This is a genomic window from Pseudoalteromonas denitrificans DSM 6059, from assembly GCF_900112265.1.
Classification (GTDB): domain Bacteria; phylum Pseudomonadota; class Gammaproteobacteria; order Enterobacterales; family Alteromonadaceae; genus Pseudoalteromonas; species Pseudoalteromonas denitrificans.
Map to the genome: position 1 here is coordinate 1 of NZ_FOLO01000009.1, position 22,772 is coordinate 22,772.

A 22,772-nucleotide genomic window follows, 5' to 3' on the forward strand; every position below is an offset into this window, starting at 1 on the left:
GGATTAAAGCGCAGTAGAAGTAATAATATAGAGCGATTGCAGGCTCTATTATTAATAGCTTTAATTGCTCAGTACACATTGTATCTTATTGGAAAGGCAGCAGAAATATTAAAATATCATTACCACTTCCAAGCAAACACAATAAAGAAAAGACGAGTATTATCTTATTGTTATTTAGGAAAAAGAATTCTGACACATAAAAATTATCATATACCAGAATGTATCATTAAAAAGGCTCAAAGAAGCCTAATAAATGAGACTAAATAAAATGGAAAAGATATGGGGAGCCCTAAGGCTTTAGCCTTACAAGGTTAAGAATGATTAAGAGGTGGAAAATAACCCAGTTAAGTTAAAGCTCAACCTACAAAACAAATATCGAATTGTAGGTGAGGCTTTAGCCTTACAAGGTTTATAGGTGAAAAACGTTAACTTAAAGCTGCTTTAAAAATTGATTAACAGATGCAAGTTCACGGCTTTTAAGCCTGATGCAATCATTCACACTTTCTTCTAATTTGCTTAAAGTACGACCAAATGCTGGAGTTTCGTCAAGTTTAGCTTTGAAAAAATCTTGAGTAACTTTTAGGTCTTTAGCGTCACAACCAGAACCTGTGTAGCTAGGTAAGTGAGGTAATGAAAATGGCGGTAATTTTTTACTTAATGCATCGTAATTAGTGTAAACCCAGTTTTGAAAGCGCGCTTTTCGCGTTTTTTTATACGTATGGCCACTCATAATATAACGCATATCAGAAGCAGTTATTTTGTCGGTCATCATATAATCTAAAGTTTGTAACTGTAGATGTTCATTGCCGAAGTAAGATAAAGCCATTAATAAGTTTGTTCTAGCTTGTGGATCTTGTGTTGTTTCAAAAGCTTTAGTAAAGCTAGTCAACTGTTTTTTATCACCATAATAAGCGGCAATTTCTAAATATGTGCCAGCGGTATAAGGATCAACTTTAGTTGTGTCTTTAATGTATTGTGCTGACTCTTTTTTAGCAAGGTTGATAATTGTTTTATCTTTACCTTCAAAAGCTAATAAACTGATAAGTTGCGGTCTTAACTTACTGATTGCAGCTTCTTCGCCCTTTTTAGCTGTTACACCATATTTTTCAAGTGCATTTTGTGCTTTTTTCGTAATAAATTTAGCCCAAACATCTTCATTGCTTTCATCAATAAATACACTTTTTTGGCTTTGAATATAACCAAGTGCCATAGATACAACACGAGGGTGCGCATCTTCAATAAATTGACCTAATGTTTTTAGTAAATTGCCACCAGACATTAAACCTGCGTCTAACAAAGCATCGCTTGCTGAGATGAATGCGCGTCTTTCACGAACACTCAGTACATCTGCTGCATTGGCTAATAAAGTATCTAATTGTTTATCTTCTAATACCCAACGGTAGTAACCCATAGCGTTTGCATCTGGATAGATCCATTGTGGTTCAAAATCCAGCTCAATTTTAGCTGAGTCTGAATTTAATAATACTTTTGCTTCTTTTACTTCATCACCGCGACCATATTTAATCGTAACAGGCACGCTCCAAAGTTGTGCCGGTGCATCAACGCCTTTATTTGCAAAACGACTTTGCGATAAAGAGATAGTTTTACCGTCTTGTTTTACAGCAACAAGAGGGAAAGAAGATTGCTCGATAAATGATTTTAAAACGCTAGGTACATCTTTACCTGATGTTTTAGCAAGTGCATTCCAAAGATCTGACGCGCTGGCATTTTTAAATGCAAACTCTTTCATATAAGCTTGAATGCCTTTTTTAAAGGCTTCTTCACCAATCCAATTTTCAACCATAGATAATACAGCGCTGCCTTTGCTGTAAGCTAGGCCTAAACCATCCATAATGTCATCTTCAGTTTTGATGGGCTTACGAATTGGTTTAGTTGAAAGGCGTGCATCCATTGCCATAACATTGTTTTGTGGCAAGCTTAGGTCAGAACCAAATTCAGGGTGTAATTTATGTGTTACTTTAGCAGCCATCCAGCTAGCAAAAGCTTCATTTAACCATAGATCATTCCACCACTTCATTGTGACTAAGTTACCGTACCATTGGTGGGCAAGCTCATGCGCAACAACAGATACAGATGTTTGTTTTGCATTTTGGCTAGAGTTTTTGTTATCAACTAATAAAATATCTTCACGGTATGTCACTAGACCTGCATTTTCCATTGCACCAAATGGGAATTCTGGAACACCAACAGAATCAAGTTTTTTATACGGATAAGGAATACCAAAATAGTCCTCAAGGGTTGCTAAAATAGCAGGCATTTCATCAGCAGCATATTTTGCTAGTTTTTGTTTTTCTTTGCTGGTAATAATACGGCCTTCTATTGGCATGCCTTCAACTTTAGTTTCAACAAATGGACCTACAGCTAAAGCAACTAAATAAGATGGAATAGGTGGTGTTTTATCAAAGTAATGTGTTGTCATATCACCGACAACAACGGTTTTTAACTCAGGCGTATTTGCATATACTTTTTGATCTTTTGGCGCGGTGATTGTTAATTGAAATGGAATTTTATAGCTAGGTTCATCAAATACAGGAAATGCACGGCGTGCATCGCTCATTTCAAATTGCGTGAATAAATAAGGTAGCTCTTTATCTATGGTTTTATATAAACCAACAGATTGCTTATTGAAAGGCGCCGTAAAATCAATATTTAACGTATATGAACCGGGTTTAATTTCATGTTCACATTCTAACCTGACTTTATGTGTTTCAAGCATAGCAGCCGTTAAATCACAATTTTCATCACCAATTAGTTTAATTAATTGGGCTGTATAATCTCTGCCACTTAACTCAATGAATTTGGTCTTTTTTAATACTTCAAGTTCAATAGTGGTTGAGCCGCTGAAATTTTCTTTAGCGGGGTCAAGCGTTAAGTTCACATGTTGAAAATTTGGCTTTGCAACTTTAGCGACTTGAAACTCATTCGCTTGCGCTGCGACTGACAGACTAAAACTTATGCTTAAAGCAAGTATGCTTTTTTTAAGTACAGAAATATGATTGTTTTTCATGAAATTATGCTGGCTCCACTTTTTGGTTTTGAAGTCAAAAGTAACAAATTTATAGGCTGCTATAAAGCGGGGTAGTGTTTAGTTGGTAACAAAACGTAAATGAAAATGTACAAGTTTAGGGGATGTTGAGATTTCAATTTGAATTCACAACTGTTTATTTGGTTTTTAAGTGTTTTACAAAATTAAATCGAGCTTAGGCTTTTTCACGGTTTATAAAGCGTTGCCAAGAGACCTTTTCTGGTAGTTGTCTTAGTTGATCCACAATATGAGTTAAGAATGTTTTATCGTCATATTCTGTAGATATGTACTCATTAAAACCCAGTAGGTAGTGAAAAGAATTTTTATTTTTTGCTTGAATTGCAAAAATACGTACTTGTTGCTCGAAGTTAAGGCGAAACGAACTTATGGCTGCTTTTCTGCCATCGTGATCAACATTTGGAATACCGCATTTTTGTAAATACCCCGCGCGCTCACCTTCTCCAGAAAACCATATCCTTACTTTTTCACTATATCGACCAGATTTTGCGGGTAAGTCAAACATCAGCCTTGTTTGATTTTGGGTTTTCAAATATTTTATAAAGTCATTAAAACCAGCTTGAATTAAACCATTATGAATTGGTATTAAACGTGATTTTATTTTGCCATTGGTATGAAAGTGAAAATATGATTTGGTATTTATTTCAATAATATCATTGAGGGTAAGCCTGCTTATTTCGTCACTATAAGCTCCTGTATAATATGCTAATACGGGGAGCCAAAAGTGCCAATGTTTAGCTTGCTCTCTTGGTAATTTACTGTCGGAATATATATAGCCTGAAAATAAAGTATGTAATTCCATTACTGTAAAAGGCCTGCGACCTAAATGTGTTTTCAACCAACTTCCTTGAAAATGAATACTCAAAGAATTTTATACTAAATTGGTGGAATAGTCTGTGCTTTGTTTATAAACATATAAAGCTCAATCTACAGAATAACCAACAAACTGCAGGCTGAGCTTGAGTTGTGAATTTTCTTATAAATATTTATCTTTTAACCAGCCGTAATTGTAATAGGCTGCTTGTCCTAAGCGTCTAAATTGAGCAAATGGAAACTTAGGTAACGGGGTATTATAAAGTGGTAAGTCAGGTACTTTATCTTTTGCGATATGTTGTGCGAGTCGAAAAGCTGCTTGCGCACTAAATGAAACCCCAGAGCCACAATAGCCTAAGCTATAAGCTGTATTATTATTACTAAAAACGTGAGGCATATCATCTAGAGCTGCTGCTATCCAACCACTCCAAAAATAATCTATATTTATATTTATTAATGATGGAAAACATTGGCCCAATGCATTTAATAAGCGGTTCTTATAAATAGCTTTATCTTGGTTTTTACCTTGAACAGCCCCTCGACCACCAAACAAAATGCGATTGTCGGGTAATAAACGATAATAATATTTTAAAGTTCGCGTATCCATAGTAACTTGATGAGTTTTTAAACCTGCTACTGCTAGTTCATGTTCGGTTAGAGGGCGAGTCACCATAATATTACTTAAAATTGGTAAGTAGCGTTGGTTTATTGATTTATGGGTTTGTAAACTATTATAAGCATTACCAGCACAGACGACTTGCTTAGCGGTTACTGTGCCATTTGGGCAAGTTAAAATATGTTTATCATTGTTTTGCTGCCAATCTAAAACAGGGGTTTGTTCATAAACATTAATACCCTGATTACGAACCATACTCCCATAACCCATTACTAATTTAAGCGGATTTATGCCAAACCCATCATTTAACCTTAAAGCACCATACGCTTCATGATTGATCATAAAATCAGATTTTAGTTTTTCTGAAGAGATAAACTCTGCATTACCACCTATATTTTTAGCAATAAAATCACTCTGCGCCTGTAATGAAGTTAGAGCTTTTTTATTGTGTGCTATTTTTAAATAACCATTAGCTTGTTTGTCACAATCAATGTTATGTAAGTTGATTAAACCTTCTACACGGCTAACAGCTTCACTAAATTCGTTATAAATGCCTTTTGCTGTATCTATGCCCCACTTACTCGCCATTTGTCCATAACTTAATCGGCCTGAGCCTTTTAATACAAAACCAGCGTTACGACCACTGGCGCCAAACCCAACTTGGTTAGCTTCTAAAACACAACAGTCAATTTGATATTCAGTACTTAAATAATAAGCCGTTAATAACCCTGTAAAACCACCGCCAATAATTGCAACATCAACTTGTTGGTTCTGTGATAAAAGGTTAGAAGCTTGTGGGTATGCTAAGGTACTTGCCCAATAACTATTAGGCAATGGCTGCTGCGCGCAGTTTTTTGAAATAAGCGGATCGTATGTCATATTTTTAATTATTGTTTTTATTAGAATTTAAGTAACATTTCAGCGGCTTCACAATGACATTCATTGCCACATAAAGAGCAAACATATCCATGCTCTAAACTATCGCAAAGCCAGCGATCTGGGTGAATTTTAATTAGCTCTCCTCCAGCTTTGGTAAAATAACGAAAAGCAGAGTTTCCTGGGCTTTGTAGCCATATATGGCTAGCTCCGGCAATGCCGCCTTGTTTTTTGACAGCCTCAATAGAGGCCTTTAATAATAATCCGCCAATGCCTTTACCTCTGGCAGTTTCTGTTACTGTATTGCATTTAAAATAACATGTTTTATCAACAGGTACTTGCCATAGGTCACAACTGCACCACTTGTCGGTTTGCCAATTTTGTGGTGCATAGGTGAGCCTAAAACCTAACAGTTGTTCACCTTCGGTGGCAATAAAGCTGGCATTTATATTATTTTTAATACTTTTTTGATGGATCAATTTGATTGACTCAAGATCTAAATAATTATCACCATGAACTAAATTACCCAATGCGATAACAGCATCATAATGTGCCGGTGTTAATTGTTTTATCTCCATTTTCAATACCTCTACTACACTCTCGGATCATTTTTTTGCGTGCTTGCACGGCTTTGGTGTTTTTTCCAAAATTGCACTAAAGCGGGGTAAGCCATAAGATCAGTTAACGCTCTAAACTCTATCCAGTCAAGTAAACAATATAAGCTCATTTCAGGATAATCAAAAGCGGTAAATTCACGGTTTGCAACTTGTTGGTTTAATTCAGATAACACCTCTGAGATGCGTTCGTTCTGTAAATTGAAAAATAAGCTATCTTGTTTGGTATCTAAATCTGAACGTTGGCATATCAGCATTTCAACTAACGAGTCGTTACATGCATTAATTAACGTTACTTGATTTTCTTGATGCCAATTTAAAGGCGCTAACTCAAAAGTATGTTGTAAATATCTATGAATGACATTGGAATCAAAAATAACTTGTTCACCGTCTTTAAGCATAGGTATTTTACGAGTTGGGTTTAGCTCAATAAGTGTGGCTCTGTCTTTTTCATCAAATATATTTAAATTGATGAAGTCATAATTAATTTCTTGTTCATGACACCAAATACGAATACGTCTTACGTATGGAGAGCTAGTTGAACCATATAATTGCATGAAAAGTCCTTATAGATTGCTTTTAGGTTTGTGTGGTTAGTGTGTGATATTTAGAGGTGAAATGTAAGGTATTTGATTTAATTTTATAAAAATAATGCGCGTACCACATAATAATAATATGGTACGACATCGTGTTTATTATTCGGTACGGCTAGTAACTTCTAACAAATGATAACCAAACTGTGTTTTAACTGGACCTTGAACTGTATTTACGGGAGCCGAAAATACAACTTTATCAAATTCTGGCACCATCATGCCTGGGCCAAACTCTCCTAAATCACCTCCTTCAGCACTTGAAGGGCAATTTGAATATTGTTTTGCAATTACAGCAAAATCAGCACCGGCTTCTATTTGTGCTTTTAAATCGTTACAGCTTGCTTCGTCGTCTACTAAGATGTGTCGTGCAGTTGCCATAGCCATGTTTTTTCCTTTGTTTACTAAGAGATATGATATTCAAAAATAAGTGTAAGGCAAAAAAATAAAAAAGGCGAGAAAACAAGATAAAGATAATAAATTCGGGGGATTAATAAATTTAAAATAAAAAAATAGTTTAATTTTTATAAGTGATTTTACAATTTTTAGAAGTAATTTTAAAAAGCATACTGTAATTTAATTGCTACTTTAAGAATTGAACTTATATATTATGATGACTAAAAAATTCCCTAAAGAAGAACTTGGCTTTTTTCCAACACCAGTTGTTAAATTATCTCGTTTAAGTGAGTACCTAGGTGGCCCTGAAATATTCATGAAAAGAGATGATATGACAGGGTTAGCTTTAGGAGGTAATAAAACCAGAAAGCTTGAATACATACTGGGTGATGCCGTTGCTCAAGGTTGTGATTCTGTGATCACCGCAGGCGCTGCTCAATCAAACCATTGTCGTCAAACGGCTGCCGCTGCTGCATCTTTAAATATGGAATGTCACTTGGTTTTAGGGGGCGAAGAACCAGTAGAAGCAAAGGGAAATTTATTATTAGATCAAATTTTTGGTAGTCATTTGCATTGGGCTGGTCAAAATCGTAAAGGTGAAGATATTCCACAAATTTATAAGCAATTAAAAAAGTCAGGTAAAAAGCCTTATGTTGTGCCATATGGCGGCTCTAATGAACTAGGGGCTTTATCTTTTGTTGCAGCTGTAGAAGAGCTTGAGTCACAAATAAAAGATGAGCAATTTACACATATAGTATTTGCCTCAAGTTCAGGCGGCACGCATGCAGGGCTTATGATAGGTAAAAAGCTCTATGGCAAAGGCTTTAAACTAATAGGTATTAATATAGACAAAGGTGAAACTGATGAAATTCCTTTTGATCATTATATAATTGAACTTGCAAATAAAACTTCAAACATGCTTGGTTTGAAATATGAATTTACACAGGAGGCGTTAACTTTAAATTCAGATTATGTAGGGCAAGGTTATGGTGTGGTGGGAAAGTTAGAGCAAGAAGCAATCTCTTTAACTGCTCGAACAGAAGGTATTTTATTAGACCCTGTTTATACTGGAAGAGCAATGGGTGGTTTAATTGATATGATCAGGACTGGCATCATAAATAAAAATGACAAAGTTTTATTTTGGCATACAGGCGGTGCTCCCGCAGTATTTGCTTATTCTGATAAACTTCATCTTATGCCTCAAATTTAGATCTCGAGCTTAAAAGCACAACCGATGGCCTCAAGGTGTGATATATGAGAAAATGTGGTTCTCTGTATCAAGGTTAAGCATTGATACACTCAAGATTGATTAAAGGTAAGAAATGAAACAATTTGATGTGGTAATTATTGGTGCTGGTGCTGCTGGATTAATGGCTGCAGCAACTGCAGGCTATAAAGGTCGCAGTGTTGCGGTATTAGATATGGGTAAAAAACCGGGTCGTAAAATATTAATTAGTGGTGGCGGGCGGTGTAATTTTACAAATGAAAATGCCAGTCCAGAAAATTATTTATGTCAAAACCCACATTTTGTTAAATCTGCATTAAGTCGATATACCCAGCATGACTTTATTGAGTTGATGGATCGTCATGGTCTTGAATATCACCATAAAACTTTAGGTCAATTATTTTGTGATAACAGCGCCTCAGATATTGTTGATATTTTAATGACAGAATGTGAATGGGCAGGTGTTTCACACTTCTTGCGTAATGAAGTGACTTCAGTTGAAAAGACAGAAACAGGGTACTTAGTCTCTACTAGTGAAGATGATTTTGAATGTAATTCACTGATAGTCGCATCTGGTGGTTTAACCATGCCTAAACTGGGTGCAACGCCAATAGGTTATAAAATTGCTGAGCAGTTCGGCTTAAACGTATTACCCACCTGTGCAGCATTAGTACCATTTACTTTGCATGATCACGATAAACAAAAGTTTGATGGTTTATCTGGCATAAGTGTAGATACTCAAGTGACCAGTGAAGATGGTACTTCTTTTCGTGAAAATATTTTATTTACTCATCGCGGTTTATCAGGCCCTGCAATTTTGCAAATTTCATCTTTTTGGCAAGCAGGCCAAGCCATTACAATTGATTTACTGCCTGACACACCAATGAGTGAGTTACTTGAAAATTGGCGTGAACAGCACGGCCAAAAATCACTTAAAAATATGCTAATAACCATATTACCTAAGCGCTTTATTGAAGCTATGATAGCGCAAGGTAATATTTTAGATAAAACCATTAAGCAGCTTGATCATGGTGAAATAAAAGTATTAAGCGATTACATCCATCAATGGACAATTAAACCAAATGGTACTGAAGGCTACAGAACAGCAGAGGTAACTTTAGGTGGTGTTAATACTGACGAGTTATCATCTAAAACTTTTGAAGCAAAAAAAGCGCCTGGCTTATATTTTATCGGCGAAGTAATAGACGTAACAGGTTGGTTAGGTGGGTATAATTTTCAATTTGCTTGGAGCTCCGGCGTTGCGTGTGGTGGGGCTGTTTGATTTTGTGTAGAGACAATAAAGTTTGTAACCTTGGGGTGATCGCTTCACCCCTAAACCTTGTAATCGTACTAACTTAAATTATGACTAAAAATACTTAACGAGGAGTTTTTGGTATTCATCTGTTTTTTTGAATGCGATTAATGTTTTTGAAAATTTTTCTACAAATGCTTTTTTAACTGTTTTTTTTGAAAACATAAGATAAAAATCTGTTGTTGCCAAAGGCGTTGGGAAATAATAAAGGTTGTTAAAAGTGTCCATTTTTTTAAGTTCGGGTGTATTTTTTGCAAAATAAAGGGTTGTTTCCAATACCGCTGGCATATAGTTAAATCGTCCTTTGATTAACATCGCTATATTTGTTGTCTCAAGAGCGCTTTCTAAAATGAAGGCATTATCAGAAATATATTCCTTGAATTTTGAGGGATAATTATATCCCCTAATTAATCCGATGCTCTTCTGCTTTAAGTCAGTCAAACCTTTGAAACTTAAAGTATCTTTTTCTGACTTTCTTATAAATAAAACCCATTTGCTGGTGATGATAGGTTCAGAGGGGAAATAGGAATATTTCAGTCTTTCATCATTAATTGAGGCAGTATAAATAGCATCTAATTCGCCTGTATAGAGGTTCTGCTGTGCCCGAGCCCAAGGATAGACGTTATTTTCTTCAATGGAAATTCCCATACGCTTGAAAGTCGCATTGATTATTTCAGTACTCAAACCTGAGGTTTTATTATTTACTTTATCTTCATAGCTAAAAGGAGGCCAGTCTTCAGTGCCTAAAGCAATGGATGTACGCTGCGCCATTACGAAATTACTAGCAAAAAGAAGTAATATACTGCTCAAAATAAACTGTAAATTTATTACTTTCATGAACAACCTGTTTTTAACTTGTAAGGCTAAATTTAAGTGACTTAAGCTTGGTTAGCGGCAAAAGTTTTTTGTATTTAAATGCGTTGACCACAGTATTTTAATTTAAATATTACTCTAATTCTAAGCTAATTATTTTAAAAGACACTTTTAGTTGAATGTTATAAAAATAACATAATATGGTTATGTTTCACTAGCATGAAATAATTTTGCACAATAGTAATGTATAATTTGTAGGCTGACTTTTGTTTTGGACACTAAAAATTCTATACCCTTTATGCATCACACCTTAAATAATCTGTAATAGTTATTATCCCCCTGTCAAATAGGTCTAAGTAATGGGAGGCATTATACTGTCTTGTCAGGAATAACGAGTATTAATTAAGGAATTATCTAAGTTTAGATATGATTTTTTGTATGCAGACATTTTTATCAACCACCCATAAGCCATAGCTAATCGGGAGTACTTCAATACCTGCTCTTTTAAACAGTTTATAGGTATTTAATTCAAAAAAATCAGCCCAGGGTCCTGGAAAGCCAATGAGATCAATTGCAAGGTAGTGACCATTATACCTACATAGAATATCGATTTCGGTACCTGCTATGGTATAGCCTGGCCATGTTTCTATGTTTAGTTTATCTAATTCGAGAATAACTTTTTGTTGAAATTCATCAAGCTCAGAAGCTATGGTATGAGTTGCTTCAAATTTGCTAATAGAGCTTAGATATTGCCGTAATAGGTTGTGTCCTGGTAACTGTGTTTCATCTATCGATAAAAATAATATTTGTTTTTGCCGTGCTCTGGTAATCGTAACGTTAAATACATCGGCTTTATTCAGATAAACCGCTGCACGTTTTGAATCATTATCTAAGGAAAAAGAGATAAGCATAACGTCTCTTTCTTCACCTTGAAAACCATATGGCGTTGCTACCCGGATTTTGTGTTTAATAATTTCAGTGTCACTAAAGTTGGCTTCAACCTCTTTATTTATGTGCTCTGCTTGATGTCTGAATGGAGAAATAACACCGATAGTATGGGTAATACCGGCTTGATTATCTTCGTTGATTTGTTTTGTTATCGACTCGATTACTTTGCTAGCTTCAAGGTGGTTTACACCAGACTTATCTCTTACGCCATTTAATCGTTGTACATGAAGATGGCCACTGCTGGTGCACGGCCTATGCTGCATTATTTTTAATTTATTTTGATAAAAGCATTCATTACTAAAATGAATTAGCTCAGGTTTACTTCTAAAATGTTCATCTAAAAAAGCTAACTGTTGATGACTATTTAGCGCACGTAATGTTAAGTCTAAAATTGAATTGTCACGATAACTCACTACACCATCAGTGTTTTCTGTTAGGTTATTTTTAGTCGTAAGTTGCGCTTCTTTGTTTTTTGCTAAGAAGGAGTAATGTTTTAATTGCTTGGTATCACCAACTACCATAGCCCTTTTTGCTCGGTAAAGTGCAGGTAAACAACTGCTGATGTTACATTGTGTTGCTTCATCAATAATGACTAAATCAAACATTTGTGCCTTTAAAGGTAGTACACGGTACAAGGTGTTAAGGCTTACTAGCCAAACCGGAAAAGCAGATAAAAGTGCTGAATATTCAATATCATCAAAGAGTTCAAATTGCTTTTTAGAAGTACGGCTGCGTATTGCCTTATTAAAGGCTTGTAGAGATTTTCGCTTGGTTTCAACTAAGGTCTTTAAGTTTTTATTTTTTAATGTACTTAAATAATGACTGGCAAGGGCCTCTCTTTCAATGTGCTTAATATTAATTTCATTCAAAGAAGCCCATTGTTTGGCTAATTGTAAAATACCATTTTGTGCTAAAGCTAAATATATACGTTTCATCCATTGGGAGTCAGTTTGCTCCAATTTTTTTAACCTTTGTCCTCGAATAATGGCCTTGTGGCAGAATTTAACAAATCTTTTTTCTAATTTATTGAGTGAGTTATTAAGTTTACTTAGATCTGACTCACATAGTTTTGGATCTGTTTTTAAGTCATCAGAAAAATATCCAGCCAATAAGTCTGCAATGTAGGTTTTCAGTTTTTTTAGAAATTCTTTTTGTCCTGCTCTGATAGAAATATCACTTAATCCAAAATTATCATCAAGTTTATTTGCAATCACATCTAACGCCGCATCATTGTTGGTAACAATAAGTACTGACTCACCTCGCGCCATATGCTCTGCTGCAATAGCGGCTATGGTATAGCTTTTTCCTGTACCTGGAGGACCGGAAACACAACCTAAACTGGCGTTAGCTGCGATTGAAATAATTTTTTTCTGTGGTGTAGATAGTAAACCAGGTAAATAGTCATATTTTAGTGGTTTGCTAGCGTGCGAAATATTCAATGGCTGCGCTAATGGCATGAGTAGATCAGACAATGGCGAAGACAATTCATTTGATGCAATGATTTCTTCAAGTTCATGAATAATTCCACGGCTGCTTGTTGAGCGCTCTACAAAAACTAGCATTGAAGCGGGTAGTAAGGTTGGCGTTTTTCTTTTTAATGCTTTTTTTATTTCATCTGAATTTACGAGATTTGGGAAATTTAATAACTCAAGTAAATTTAATTCTAACGGACTGTTTTTTAGCCATGAAGTCCAAAGCGATGCAGATTGAATATGGGCAGAATCTTTTAAATTGGGCGTCATACTCCCTTCAGGCATGAGGAGTTGAGTTAATGGCTCATTGACTTCAGGTATTGGATTAACGACTGTAAAATAATAGCTGTTATCGTCTTTTTCTATAGTTGCTTCATTGAAAAGTATGGGCGTAACAAGCTGTTTCATTTCGCCTTTAACTTCCATCTTCCCGACTAAAATAAAGCTAACGTAAAGCAATACTCGTTCACGTTGGTATACTTGAACGCGTTTCATCATTTGCTCTGCAAATTCTATTGGCAGTGGAAGACGAGGAAGAAAACCTGAGCCTAAGTCATCTTGCCCATCTAAGACTAGGCAATCTTCCTTTTTTAATTTATTTAGATTCCATAAGTTAAGATCTGCACTATCTTCTTTATAGCAATCTCGGTAATAGGAAATTATGTTTTTTGAATTCATTTAATCTGTTGTATTCCCTATCTAATTGAGTTTTATGTTGCTTAGGCTGTCGTTCTTTTTTGATCTTTTGAGGTCATGTTGCACCGTGTAGAGTGTAAAATCAATTAACCTCTATATTTATTCAACTCTTATTATTGATAAACAATATTGTAAATGAGGAGCTTATTTAAATTGCGCTAAAATGATATAAATAAGTTTTTAAATTAAACAGTTAGTAAATTAATGATACCTGCATTTATGCATTTACAGCAAACACTAAACCTTTATCACATTCTGCCTGATGATGCATGGCAAGCTTATTTAGCCTGTTGTACAGTTAAAAAGGTGAAAAAAGGTGAAATTATTTACTTTATAGGAAGTATGCCAACAAGCTTTGCGTTTATACATCAAGGTTTAATGCGTGCTTATGTTATTGATAAAAATGGTAACGAGTACAATAAAAACTTTTTCGCGGAAGGGCGTTTTCCTGGCTGTATGAGTGCATTGCTCAATAACAAACCTAGCTGGATGGAAGTGCAAGCATTAGAGAATAGTGAAATTGTAATAATAAACCATGCTCAATTTCGTGATGCTTTATTTAATTTCCCTGATTTAATGAAATTTCAAATTCATTACTTAGAAGCGCACTGGTTACTAGAAAAAGAACCCAAAGAAGTGAGTTATTTACAATTTGAAGCAAAAACGCGATATCTTAGGTTCTTAGAAAGCTATAGCGCTATTTTAACCCGTTTAACTCAATATCATATTGCCAGCTATTTAGGGATCACTCCAACTCAATTAAGTCGCATCAAAAAAGAAATAAAAGAAAAATAGTATTATCAACATATGTAAAGGAATCTCCTTGTTGCTTTGTTTAAACTGCAAGCATAACAACTTGGAGATAATATTATGTCACTTATTGATGCTCTCAATTGGCGCTATGCAGTTAAAAAATTTAATCAACAAACGCTTAATAAAACACAAATAAAGGGTTTAATTGAAAGCGTAAGGCTCGCGCCTAGTGCTTATGGTATTCAGCCATATCAATTGATTATTGTTGAAAACCCTGAATTTAAAACAGCATGTTTACCGCATAGTTATGGACAAGATAAAGTTGCTAAGTGTTCTCATTTGTTGGTACTGGCACATAAAACACAGTTCACCCAGCGTGATATTGCAATTTTTATTGCGCAACTTGCAGTGAATCAAGGTAAGTCAATAAATGAACTCACTGCTTATCAAAAGCAAATAGAAGCTGATTTATTACAGCGCTCGTCTGAAGAAAAAAACATTTGGGTACAGCAGCAATGCTACATCGCACTTGGTACTTTATTGACCTACGCTGCTGCTAATCATATTGATGCCTGCCCAATGACAGGATTTGACATAACTGGAATAAATCAAGCGTTAGGATTAATTGACAGAGGATTAAGTGCTGTCGTTTTATGCCCTGTAGGCATTAGAGCTGAAGATGATCATAGTGCATTTCGTCCAAAACATCGCTTAAGTCATAAAGATTTAGTGGTAACTTCATGAATATACTTACTATATTGGCTTTTTTAGCTGGTGCGTGTATTGCGATACAGGCAGCGATGAATGCACAGTTAGGGCAAGTATTTAATAATAGTTTACTTGCAACTAGTTATGCTTTTTTGGCTAGCTTTTTATTGGTTGCAGGTATCACTTTTTATCTGAGTTTTAATCACCAAGTTGCGACAAGTCAAAGTCTGTTTTCTGATGAATTCACTGAGTCTATTAAGCAAGTGCCTTGGTACTTATGGCTTTCGTGTGTATTTAGCGTTATTGGCGTTGCGAGTTTTTATTTTTTAATTCCCAAAATGGGGGTTGGAAACATGATGAGTTATGCGCTAACTGGGCAAATCTTGGTCGCCATGATAATCAGTCACTTTGGTCTTTTTGATAGCCCTAGCAAACTAATATCGGCTACTAAACTTATGGGAACTGTGCTTTTAATCCTTGGTATCATATTAATTAATAAGGAGTAACTAATGAAACTAGCTTTAAATAAAAATTTAAATAATCTTAATCAGTTTTGGCAATCACTAGACGCGAATAAAAAGAATGACGTATTCAGTCATCAGAGCTGGCCCAATAAGCAATGGAAAATAGATTTTACACTGCCAAATGCTTCTTTAAACTGGTTATTACCGGTTAATAAAAGTTATAGCACCTTAACTGATGTAAGTGACCATGAAGTCTCAAAATTAGGTTTAGTTGTTAAAAACCAGCTGGTGGCGATGAGTTTATCACTCAAAACCGATGATGGGACACACATTAAAGTCGGCGAAAAACACTCAAAAATTGTAAAGCTGAATATTAAAGAAGATGCAACTCGCTGGGCGGTAGCGTGTGGCCAAGCATTTGGATATGAAATTGATGCTAGTGTAATACAAGGTTTATTGAAAGATTCAAATGCGAGTGTATTTTCATACATGGTTGATGATCAAATTGCAGGCACTGCCATTAGCTATAAGTCAGGAGATACATTGGGTATTCATCAGTTAGGGACGGTATCTAGTTTTCGTAAAATGGGTATTGCAGCTTCATTGATGCAACATTTATTATCTCAAGCTAATAGTGAAGGTGCTCATTTTGTTACTTTACAAGCATCAAAAGCTGGGCTTCATTTGTATGAGCGGTTAGGCTTTCAAGCTTTGGGTAAAATAACAAGTTTAGTGAGAAGCGACAGGTCTTTTAAGTTAAGTAAATAACATAAAATATCAATCGCTTATCAATTTTTAACTGAGTTTTTTTATTCGCTTATGGACTTGTTTTTGTAGTTTTTTGTCTGTCGTTACTTGGATGAGTTTTATATATAACTTTTTAGCTTTTTCTTTTTCTCCTTTTGCTTCTGCTATATTAGCAAGTCGAAATTTTGCCCAGAACTTTTTGACCATGGAGGAGGAAATAACGGCTTCATTAAGATATTGATTAAGTGCCGCTTCACCTTCATTTAAATTACGACCACTTAAAGTACTTGTGTGGCCAATTTGAAATATAGCGCTATATTTTGCATTTTGTTGTTCGTTGGTAATCGTTGTTAAACTCGCCGCTTTACGAAAAGAATTTAAAGCGATGTCGTATTGCTCCTGTTTTTGATAGTAAAGACCTAGTTGGTAGTGAAATTGTGGTTCATCAACAAAGTTGAGTAGTGCGGATTCTAATGTTTGATCAAACTTTTCTTGGTTATTCATTTCTCCGTACACGTGTATCAAAGCATTTGTGCCAGATAAAGTATTTAACTTTTTTAAAAGCAAGGCTTGCTTTAATGCTTCGTTTATATCCCCTCCAAGCATCGCTGGAGCATGTATATGAAATTGAATGAGCGTGCTGCGATATTTTATATTTTGCGGAGCCAAAATTACGGCAGTCGTAAGGGCTTCTTTAACTTTTTTGATATAACCCATTAGACTAAAAACATTCGCATTCTCTGCTTGTTCTCCCATTATTTCACCATAAATAAACTGTACTTGGGCATTTTTTGAATTGAGTTTAATCGCTTCATCTATATATTCTTCTGCGGCATCTAGTTGCTCATCTTTTAATGCTATTTGAGCAAGGTAAAGGTGTTTTTTATAATCGGTATTATCTTCTTGTAAAAGTAATTTTTTGGCTAATTGTAAATTTTCATTTTTAAAGGCGCTGATCCCTTGTTTGATACTTGCATTTGATGAAATAGTAACAATATATGTCAGCAATATTATTAAGATTAACTTTTTCATGTTTACATTCCTCTATTTAAAATTATGTTTTTAGTGGGTTTAGTTGCTCAGATTTTGAGGGTTCTGCCAACGAACAGCTATAAAAATGATATAAAACATCACTAAGATTTCGATACTTGCAAGAAACAAAAAAAATGGATTGGTTTCAATTCCACCTATTACAAATAGCATAGTTAATAGGGCGGCTATGATATTAGCCCAACGATTTATCTGATATTTTAATATTCTTGATAGAAAGATCATGATGATTGGAATTTCGATCAAAATAGCCGATATCAATAACAGCTTTTGTGAAAGTTTAACGCTTCCTGAGTAGCCACTCATTAATTCGTCTATTACTCCTGGTGTTATGAATGCTGAAATAAAAGCAAGAATATCGGCATAGATCATATTGAACATTACGATGAGCCAAAGCATGGAAAGCTGTGCTGTTACGTTCATCGGTGTTTTATCTTTTATTTTATGTAGTGTTTGTGTCATTTATAAGTCCTTAAATATGTATGCGCTAATCTTAGGTTTCATTGTTTTGTTAAAATTTCAATGGATGTTTTTTCTTAACGAATGCATAAGTGTTTATTATTAATACTTGTCAGAAATTGATTAAAATAATAAATTTAATAAAGACTTATGTCGTCCGGGACTAAAAGCGCGGACACTTTTTTGTATGGTAAATGTGTACAATAGAGTAGAGTTCAATGCTTAAACAAAGTGAAAATAAGAAGATAAGGAATAGAATTTGTCTGATCCTATTGTAACGGCCATAATTATGATTATTGTGGGGCAAGTATGCTTAAGTGTTCCTCTGCTATTAATGCGAGGAGTTAAGACTGTAATGAATTTACCACTAGCGTTTTTTTTACTGGCTAATGGCATCTTAGCATTGAACTCTTTGGTAAAGTCTTTATTCCCTGATTGGTATGTAATTTATACGGCTGTATCTTTTCCTATGCTTTTTGTTCTGGGCCCATCTTTGTGGTTTTATGTCGAAGGGCTCACGTCAGATAAACCTTGGAAACTGCATATAAAACAACTTCGCCACTATTGGCTGTTATGCCCTGCGCTTTTGATTTCAGTGATGATTTTGTTTTTACCAATAGAGATACATACCGCTATATTTATTGAGGAAGGGGATGTGAAAGATCCATTATCTATCGTTTTAGTTCTCAGTATTTTAGTTATGTTACTGCTTTGGCTTGTACAATGTACATTTACTCTTTTTCGAATCTTTCATCGACTAGCCGCTTATCGACAGCAATTAAAAAACGTATTTTCTAACAATGAAAATAAAGAACTTAAATGGATGAATTGGTTTGTTTTTATCGCAGCTAGTACATGGTTGTTTTCCCTTGTTATTGTATTTTCATCAAATTTATTTGAAAGTTACATATTCAATATAAGAGTTGAAGCTGCGTTGTCATTGTTATTGATTTGGAGCTTAGCGCACTTTGGATTATTACAAAAACCAGGGCTTATTGAACATGATGTTGAAGTTATCAATAAGGAAATGCAAAGCGATGTTAAAGGTAATAATGAAGGTAATAACGAAGAAAACAATACTAGTAATAACAAAGATGGGAAAGTCGCTAGCCAAGCTAAAAAATATCAACGTTCGGCGTTAGGTGAAGAGCAAGCTAATCGCATTGCAGATAAGATAAATGCAATAATGCAAGAAGATAAGCTTTATTTAGATGCAAATTTATCCTTGCAAAAACTTGCAAGTAGAGTTGCCATTTCACCAAATTACATATCGCAAACTCTAAATGAAACGCTAAGCATGAACTTTTTTGATTTTGTAAACCAATGGCGTATTAAGGCTGCTAAGGCAAAAATAATAGCCAATGAAGATACAGTACTTAAGATTGCACTTGAGGTTGGTTTTAACGCTCGCTCTTCTTTTTATAAAGCGTTTAAACAGGAAACAGGGAAAACACCAAGTGAATTTCGTAAGCATGATAGCCGGAAATGAGTTTTATGATGGTTTGACTGTTAATAAGACTGGCTTATTTGAGGTTGCATAAGTTAATTACCAGAGCGATATAATATAGTGCCACAGTGGTTACAAATATGGGAACGTTTAGTATCATTTACACTATTTATTCCCCAGTTTTTAATACTGTTACTACTGCACTTAATACAAGTTATCCCTTTTTTTAATTGATTACTTTTATTCTCGTAAAGGTAATCATCAAGGGTTGGAAGATTTTTCCATTTTGAGATCATCAAGTAATATTTATATAAGCTAAAAGAAAAAATGGTGCTAATTACTAATCCAAAAAAGTCACCTAAAATAAAACCGACACCTAAAAATAAAACAACCATAAAAAATAATAATAATTTCATTTAAACCCTAATGTTAAGAATGCTAAATAATAAATTAGGATAAAATATATTTACCTCCTATTATAGGAACATTCTAACTTATAAAAATTTCTTTTAACAATTAAACAAGTATTTTATTTTTATGGAGGGATTTTTTAGTTACATTTTACTTTTCTGATATATACACTTTATCTGTAAATTTACTTTTTAAGTATTGCTGTAAATGAGAAAGTTCTTGCGCTGAAAACGACTTCTTATGGGCTTTATAGTATTCTGGTGTTTGGTAGAGTTGTTCTAATATTTGGTTAATATTTTTAATCACTTTTTTGCCAAAGGTACTTTTTGAACAATTAAAATATGCAATTAGATAAGGTGGTGCATTTGAAATTGGGAAGTATTCTAGCTGTTTTTCTTGTTCTTTTGTTGGGGTGATGTCTATGGGTAAAGCTAATAAAAAATCAAATCTATCAAGATATAACATAGACTCTAGCGCAACAACCCTACCTGTACCGCCACGATAATATATATTCTTTTTATTAAGCTTGGCAATTTCTTGATCTAAGAATGGACCAAATGATATTCCTTGCGCAATGCCAATTGTGTTGCTTGGGTAAATATCAAAGATATGAGAAAGAGATTTTATTTGTCCGTCTTCATTGAGTACTGAAGACGATAAAGGACGTTTAGCGTTAAACCGATATAATTTATGCGTTAAGTAAAAGCTTTGTGGGCTTGAAAAAAGTGAGTATATTTGCCTGTGTGTGGTATTTGCTCTATTGGCAGTACATGCATTTTTTAGATTTTGAAGTGAATGATTAATACGTGAAGAAGAGGCGCGTTGGACATTAATATCGTACATTTTTAATTTTGATATAACGAGGCGTTCTATGTGAGTTGAGGGTGAAGATATCTCGTAGTTATTATCTAATAAATTTTTATTCTCAAGCTTGTCTTCGACTAACCAAACCAGCTGATTTGATGATTTTATATCTTTGTTTTTATTACTATGAGCTTCCAATCTTATTGGCACTAATATCAATATGAATAAAGATATAAACTTCAATAAATAAATCTGCAACTCAGGCTCCTTATTTATGCACGGTATAATATGCCTGTAGTACTTAGTTATGTATAAGGAAAATATGTTCTTTATTGAGTTTAGCAAACTAATATTTATGAACGTAAACCTTTTTAAGTTAATTGAGACATGGATGGATTATTTGTCTAGTATTGTGCTTAAATTAAAAATAATATCGTAATTCGATTAAGTCATAATATTGTGATAAATAGAAGATTTATTTATTTTATAGTGATGTAATAAAATAGGAGTTTATATGAATACGAGTTGGACTAAATATGCAGTATCACAGATTGAAGCTGATTATACTCGCTCGGCTGATACACACCTTATTCAATTACCACTGCCGTATTTTTATGATATTGACATTTATTTTAAAGACGAAAGCACCCACCCAACAGGTTCATTAAAGCATAGGTTGGCGCGTTCATTGTTTCTATATGCTTTATGTAATGGCTGGATAAATGACAATACACCTGTTATCGAGTCTTCTAGTGGTTCAACTGCAGTTTCAGAAGCTTATTTCGCTCGTTTATTAGGTTTACGATTTATTGCTGTTATGGCAAAAAGCACAGCAAAAGAAAAAATTAAACAAATTGAATTTTATGGTGGCGAATGTCATTTAGTAGATTGCACCACACAAATTTATAGTGAGTCTGAGCGATTAGCGAAAGAGCTTAATGGCCATTATATGGATCAGTTTACCTATGCTGAAAGAGCAACTGATTGGCGCGGTAATAATAATATCGCAGAGCGAATTTTTAGTCAGATGTCGAAGGAGCGATTTCCTGAACCCAGCTGGTTGGTTATGAGCCCTGGTACAGGTGGTACATCTGCAACAATAGGGCGCTATATTCGTTATCAAGGATATGATAGTAAGTTATTGGTTGTCGATCCTGAGCATTCTGTGTTTTATGACTTTTATAAAACAGGAGATGCAAACTTAAAAAATACTCAGGGTAGTCAAATTGAAGGTATAGGCAGACCCCGTGTTGAACCGTCATTTATTCCCGGTGTGATTGATGAAATGTTAAAAGTGCCAGACTCACAAAGCATTGCGGCTATGTTATGGCTAAGTAAGCAACTAGGTCGTAAAGTTGGCCCATCAACAGGCACTAATTTAGTGGGCGTATTAAAGCAGGCTGAATGCATGAAAAAAGCGAAACTAAAAGGGTCTATTGTAACTTTGTTGTGTGATAGTGGAGAGCGTTACATAAATAGTTATTATGATGAAAACTGGCGTCAGAGTCGCATTGATAATGATGAAAACTATGTCAATTATTTACACCAAATTTCGGATATTTGATTCTTGTTTGTTTTGAAGCTAATAAAAATAAACTGAGTGTCTCTTTATTAGCTTAATTTAGCGTCTAATTGTTCCAAATAAAACACGCAAAAAAAGGCCTCTATTAATTGTTTTCAAATTCAGCTGGCATCTGAGTTTCATGGCCGTTAACACTTAGCCTTTTTATTATCTCTTCTTGATCAGGATAAAGCGGAATTAATTCATCTGATGTACCGGCTAAAAAGTGTTTACCACAAAAACCAGGTGCCATAGTGCAACCAAATAAAGCAAAACGCCCACCTTCAATTAAATAACCTGCCTGCCAAGTATTTGCGGGTACAGTATATTGTACTTTTTGGCCGGATTGAGGCTGATTACCCATAAGAACCTGCTCTGATGAACCATCATCATGTAGCAGTACTAGCATAAAAGGATCTCCACCATATATACCCAAGCCACTTCAAGATGCGAGTTTCAGTTAGAATTAAAAACGATTTAGGCAAGGCATTGATAGCAGATAATGGTCACTCCCTTATCAAAATCAATAACGCAGTATAAATCGTTTTTAAACCAACCTTTTAGGCGCTTCACAAGAACTTACTCTCTACGTTCCAACTTATTAAAAGGGGAGCACCATTTCTGCAAAGTTGTGCCTTGATATTAAGTCCTTGTGAAACGCTGAATTCTGCATCTTGAAGTAGCTTGGGTATACATGCCATACCTCATCACTTTTCAATTTATGAAAACATGAAACACTAAGTGGTAGGTTAGAGTACATGCCTATCATAGCCGTTCCTGCAGGTTGACCACTATTTAGCTTTAAAGATGATCTATAGGTACTTTTATAAAATGTGCCTTCAACAGGTAGTTGATCGAATTTATAGTGATCTATCATAGCCGCTACATCTGGGTGGATATTTTTATTTGCATCCATAATCCGTTTTCCTTTTT

Annotated in this window: 22 protein-coding genes and 1 pseudogene; 9 read left to right on the forward strand and 14 right to left on the reverse strand. The window is 34.7% G+C overall.

Going from position 1 to position 22,772, the window contains the following annotated elements:
* Positions 1-267, forward strand: a pseudogene (locus BM088_RS28100) (IS4 family transposase); the annotation flags it as partial.
* A 163-nt stretch (positions 268-430) separates the two neighbouring features.
* Here BM088_RS28100 and BM088_RS07935 read toward each other — a convergent pair.
* The 6 genes from BM088_RS07935 to BM088_RS07960 all read right to left on the reverse strand — a co-directional run bounded on the left by BM088_RS07935 (position 431) and on the right by BM088_RS07960 (position 6,993).
* A complete protein-coding gene (locus tag BM088_RS07935) occupies positions 431-3,028 on the reverse strand; it encodes a M1 family metallopeptidase (protein WP_091982541.1) in 2,598 nt (865 codons plus the stop codon).
* 193 nt (positions 3,029-3,221) lie between these two features.
* Positions 3,222-3,902 carry a site-specific integrase gene (locus tag BM088_RS07940; RefSeq protein ID WP_091982543.1) on the reverse strand — a complete coding sequence of 227 codons (681 nt, stop codon included), beginning with the start codon at positions 3,900-3,902 and terminating at the stop codon, positions 3,222-3,224.
* A 138-nt stretch (positions 3,903-4,040) separates the two neighbouring features.
* Positions 4,041-5,372 (reverse strand): NAD(P)/FAD-dependent oxidoreductase, encoded by a 1,332-nt coding sequence (locus BM088_RS07945; protein WP_091982544.1) that lies wholly within the window; start codon positions 5,370-5,372, stop codon positions 4,041-4,043.
* A 20-nt stretch (positions 5,373-5,392) separates the two neighbouring features.
* The gene (locus BM088_RS07950) at positions 5,393-5,947 is read right to left on the reverse strand and encodes a GNAT family N-acetyltransferase (protein WP_091982546.1); all 555 of its coding nucleotides are present in this window, start codon (positions 5,945-5,947) and stop codon (positions 5,393-5,395) included.
* 14 nt (positions 5,948-5,961) lie between these two features.
* Entirely contained in the window at positions 5,962-6,540 is a 579-nt protein-coding gene (locus BM088_RS07955; RefSeq protein WP_091982548.1) for a glutathione S-transferase family protein, read from the reverse strand.
* A 138-nt stretch (positions 6,541-6,678) separates the two neighbouring features.
* Positions 6,679-6,993, reverse strand: a complete 315-nt coding sequence (locus BM088_RS07960) for a peptidylprolyl isomerase (RefSeq protein WP_281247155.1) — start codon at positions 6,991-6,993, stop codon at positions 6,679-6,681.
* Positions 6,994-7,183: 190 nt separating this feature from the next.
* Here BM088_RS07960 and BM088_RS07965 point away from each other — a divergent pair, with 190 nt between their 5' ends.
* Together BM088_RS07965 and BM088_RS07970 are read left to right on the forward strand one after the other, a co-directional pair.
* Positions 7,184-8,179, forward strand: coding sequence for a D-cysteine desulfhydrase family protein (locus tag BM088_RS07965; RefSeq protein WP_091982552.1), 996 nt, complete (start codon positions 7,184-7,186; stop codon positions 8,177-8,179).
* A 112-nt stretch (positions 8,180-8,291) separates the two neighbouring features.
* Positions 8,292-9,476 carry a BaiN/RdsA family NAD(P)/FAD-dependent oxidoreductase gene (locus BM088_RS07970; RefSeq protein ID WP_091982554.1) on the forward strand — a complete coding sequence of 395 codons (1,185 nt, stop codon included), beginning with the start codon at positions 8,292-8,294 and terminating at the stop codon, positions 9,474-9,476.
* 84 nt (positions 9,477-9,560) lie between these two features.
* On the opposite strand, the gene BM088_RS07975 is transcribed toward BM088_RS07970, so the two are convergent.
* Entirely contained in the window at positions 9,561-10,343 is a 783-nt protein-coding gene (locus BM088_RS07975; protein ID WP_091982556.1) for a substrate-binding periplasmic protein, read from the reverse strand.
* 386 nt (positions 10,344-10,729) lie between these two features.
* On the reverse strand, positions 10,730-13,417 hold the full coding sequence (locus BM088_RS07980; protein WP_091982557.1) for a DEAD/DEAH box helicase: 2,688 nt from the start codon (positions 13,415-13,417) through the stop codon (positions 10,730-10,732).
* A gap of 222 nt (positions 13,418-13,639) precedes the next feature.
* On the opposite strand from BM088_RS07980, the gene BM088_RS07985 reads away from it, so the two are divergent.
* The 4 genes from BM088_RS07985 to BM088_RS08000 all read left to right on the forward strand — a co-directional run bounded on the left by BM088_RS07985 (position 13,640) and on the right by BM088_RS08000 (position 16,128).
* Complete coding sequence (locus BM088_RS07985; protein ID WP_091982559.1) at positions 13,640-14,230, forward strand: Crp/Fnr family transcriptional regulator; 591 nt, start codon at positions 13,640-13,642, stop codon at positions 14,228-14,230.
* Positions 14,231-14,305: 75 nt separating this feature from the next.
* Complete coding sequence (locus tag BM088_RS07990; protein WP_091982560.1) at positions 14,306-14,932, forward strand: nitroreductase family protein; 627 nt, start codon at positions 14,306-14,308, stop codon at positions 14,930-14,932.
* Positions 14,929-15,402, forward strand: a complete 474-nt coding sequence (locus BM088_RS07995; protein ID WP_091982562.1) for a DMT family transporter — start codon at positions 14,929-14,931, stop codon at positions 15,400-15,402. Before BM088_RS07990 ends, BM088_RS07995 begins: the two co-directional genes overlap by 4 nt.
* 3 nt (positions 15,403-15,405) lie before the next feature.
* Positions 15,406-16,128 (forward strand): GNAT family N-acetyltransferase, encoded by a 723-nt coding sequence (locus BM088_RS08000; protein WP_091982564.1) that lies wholly within the window; start codon positions 15,406-15,408, stop codon positions 16,126-16,128.
* Positions 16,129-16,155: 27 nt separating this feature from the next.
* Here the strand turns inward: BM088_RS08000 and BM088_RS08005 are convergent, their stop codons facing one another.
* Complete coding sequence (locus BM088_RS08005; RefSeq protein ID WP_091982566.1) at positions 16,156-17,139, reverse strand: tetratricopeptide repeat protein; 984 nt, start codon at positions 17,137-17,139, stop codon at positions 16,156-16,158.
* Positions 17,140-17,178: 39 nt separating this feature from the next.
* Positions 17,179-17,619: a DUF6326 family protein gene (locus BM088_RS08010; protein WP_091982567.1), complete on the reverse strand. Its 441-nt coding sequence runs from the start codon at positions 17,617-17,619 to the stop codon at positions 17,179-17,181.
* Between the two features lie 256 nt (positions 17,620-17,875).
* Here BM088_RS08010 and BM088_RS08015 point away from each other — a divergent pair, with 256 nt between their 5' ends.
* Positions 17,876-19,105: a helix-turn-helix domain-containing protein gene (locus tag BM088_RS08015; protein WP_091982569.1), complete on the forward strand. Its 1,230-nt coding sequence runs from the start codon at positions 17,876-17,878 to the stop codon at positions 19,103-19,105.
* A 53-nt stretch (positions 19,106-19,158) separates the two neighbouring features.
* Here BM088_RS08015 and BM088_RS08020 read toward each other — a convergent pair whose 3' ends face one another.
* The gene (locus BM088_RS08020) at positions 19,159-19,479 is read right to left on the reverse strand and encodes a hypothetical protein (RefSeq protein ID WP_091982570.1); all 321 of its coding nucleotides are present in this window, start codon (positions 19,477-19,479) and stop codon (positions 19,159-19,161) included.
* Between the two features lie 145 nt (positions 19,480-19,624).
* Positions 19,625-20,536, reverse strand: a complete 912-nt coding sequence (locus BM088_RS08025) for a hypothetical protein (protein ID WP_091982572.1) — start codon at positions 20,534-20,536, stop codon at positions 19,625-19,627.
* Between the two features lie 256 nt (positions 20,537-20,792).
* On the opposite strand from BM088_RS08025, the gene BM088_RS08030 reads away from it, so the two are divergent.
* Positions 20,793-21,842 carry a PLP-dependent cysteine synthase family protein gene (locus BM088_RS08030; protein WP_091982573.1) on the forward strand — a complete coding sequence of 350 codons (1,050 nt, stop codon included), beginning with the start codon at positions 20,793-20,795 and terminating at the stop codon, positions 21,840-21,842.
* Between the two features lie 103 nt (positions 21,843-21,945).
* Here the strand turns inward: BM088_RS08030 and BM088_RS08035 are convergent, their stop codons facing one another.
* Positions 21,946-22,275, reverse strand: coding sequence for a cupin domain-containing protein (locus BM088_RS08035; protein ID WP_425439288.1), 330 nt, complete (start codon positions 22,273-22,275; stop codon positions 21,946-21,948).
* A 165-nt stretch (positions 22,276-22,440) separates the two neighbouring features.
* Positions 22,441-22,755 (reverse strand): cupin domain-containing protein, encoded by a 315-nt coding sequence (locus tag BM088_RS08040; protein ID WP_091982576.1) that lies wholly within the window; start codon positions 22,753-22,755, stop codon positions 22,441-22,443.
* Positions 22,756-22,772: the final 17 nt, after the last annotated feature.

Bases quoted from the DNA above. Each gene is read 5' to 3' on its own strand.
- BM088_RS07970 (WP_091982554.1), top strand. From the start codon at position 8,292: ATGAAACAATTTGATGTGGTAATTATTGGTGCTGGTGCTGCTGGATTA.
- BM088_RS07965 (WP_091982552.1), top strand. From the start codon at position 7,184: ATGATGACTAAAAAATTCCCTAAAGAAGAACTTGGCTTTTTTCCAACA.
- BM088_RS07995 (WP_091982562.1), top strand. From the start codon at position 14,929: ATGAATATACTTACTATATTGGCTTTTTTAGCTGGTGCGTGTATTGCG.
- BM088_RS07990 (WP_091982560.1), top strand. From the start codon at position 14,306: ATGTCACTTATTGATGCTCTCAATTGGCGCTATGCAGTTAAAAAATTT.
- BM088_RS07950 (WP_091982546.1), bottom strand. From the start codon at position 5,947: ATGGAGATAAAACAATTAACACCGGCACATTATGATGCTGTTATCGCA.
- BM088_RS08000 (WP_091982564.1), top strand. From the start codon at position 15,406: ATGAAACTAGCTTTAAATAAAAATTTAAATAATCTTAATCAGTTTTGG.
- BM088_RS07985 (WP_091982559.1), top strand. From the start codon at position 13,640: ATGATACCTGCATTTATGCATTTACAGCAAACACTAAACCTTTATCAC.
- BM088_RS08030 (WP_091982573.1), top strand. From the start codon at position 20,793: ATGAATACGAGTTGGACTAAATATGCAGTATCACAGATTGAAGCTGAT.
- BM088_RS08010 (WP_091982567.1), bottom strand. From the start codon at position 17,619: ATGACACAAACACTACATAAAATAAAAGATAAAACACCGATGAACGTA.
- BM088_RS07980 (WP_091982557.1), bottom strand. From the start codon at position 13,417: ATGAATTCAAAAAACATAATTTCCTATTACCGAGATTGCTATAAAGAA.
- BM088_RS07975 (WP_091982556.1), bottom strand. From the start codon at position 10,343: ATGAAAGTAATAAATTTACAGTTTATTTTGAGCAGTATATTACTTCTT.
- BM088_RS08005 (WP_091982566.1), bottom strand. From the start codon at position 17,139: ATGAAAAAGTTAATCTTAATAATATTGCTGACATATATTGTTACTATT.
- BM088_RS07955 (WP_091982548.1), bottom strand. From the start codon at position 6,540: ATGCAATTATATGGTTCAACTAGCTCTCCATACGTAAGACGTATTCGT.
- BM088_RS07945 (WP_091982544.1), bottom strand. From the start codon at position 5,372: ATGACATACGATCCGCTTATTTCAAAAAACTGCGCGCAGCAGCCATTG.
- BM088_RS08040 (WP_091982576.1), bottom strand. From the start codon at position 22,755: ATGGATGCAAATAAAAATATCCACCCAGATGTAGCGGCTATGATAGAT.
- BM088_RS08020 (WP_091982570.1), bottom strand. From the start codon at position 19,479: ATGAAATTATTATTATTTTTTATGGTTGTTTTATTTTTAGGTGTCGGT.
- BM088_RS07935 (WP_091982541.1), bottom strand. From the start codon at position 3,028: ATGAAAAACAATCATATTTCTGTACTTAAAAAAAGCATACTTGCTTTA.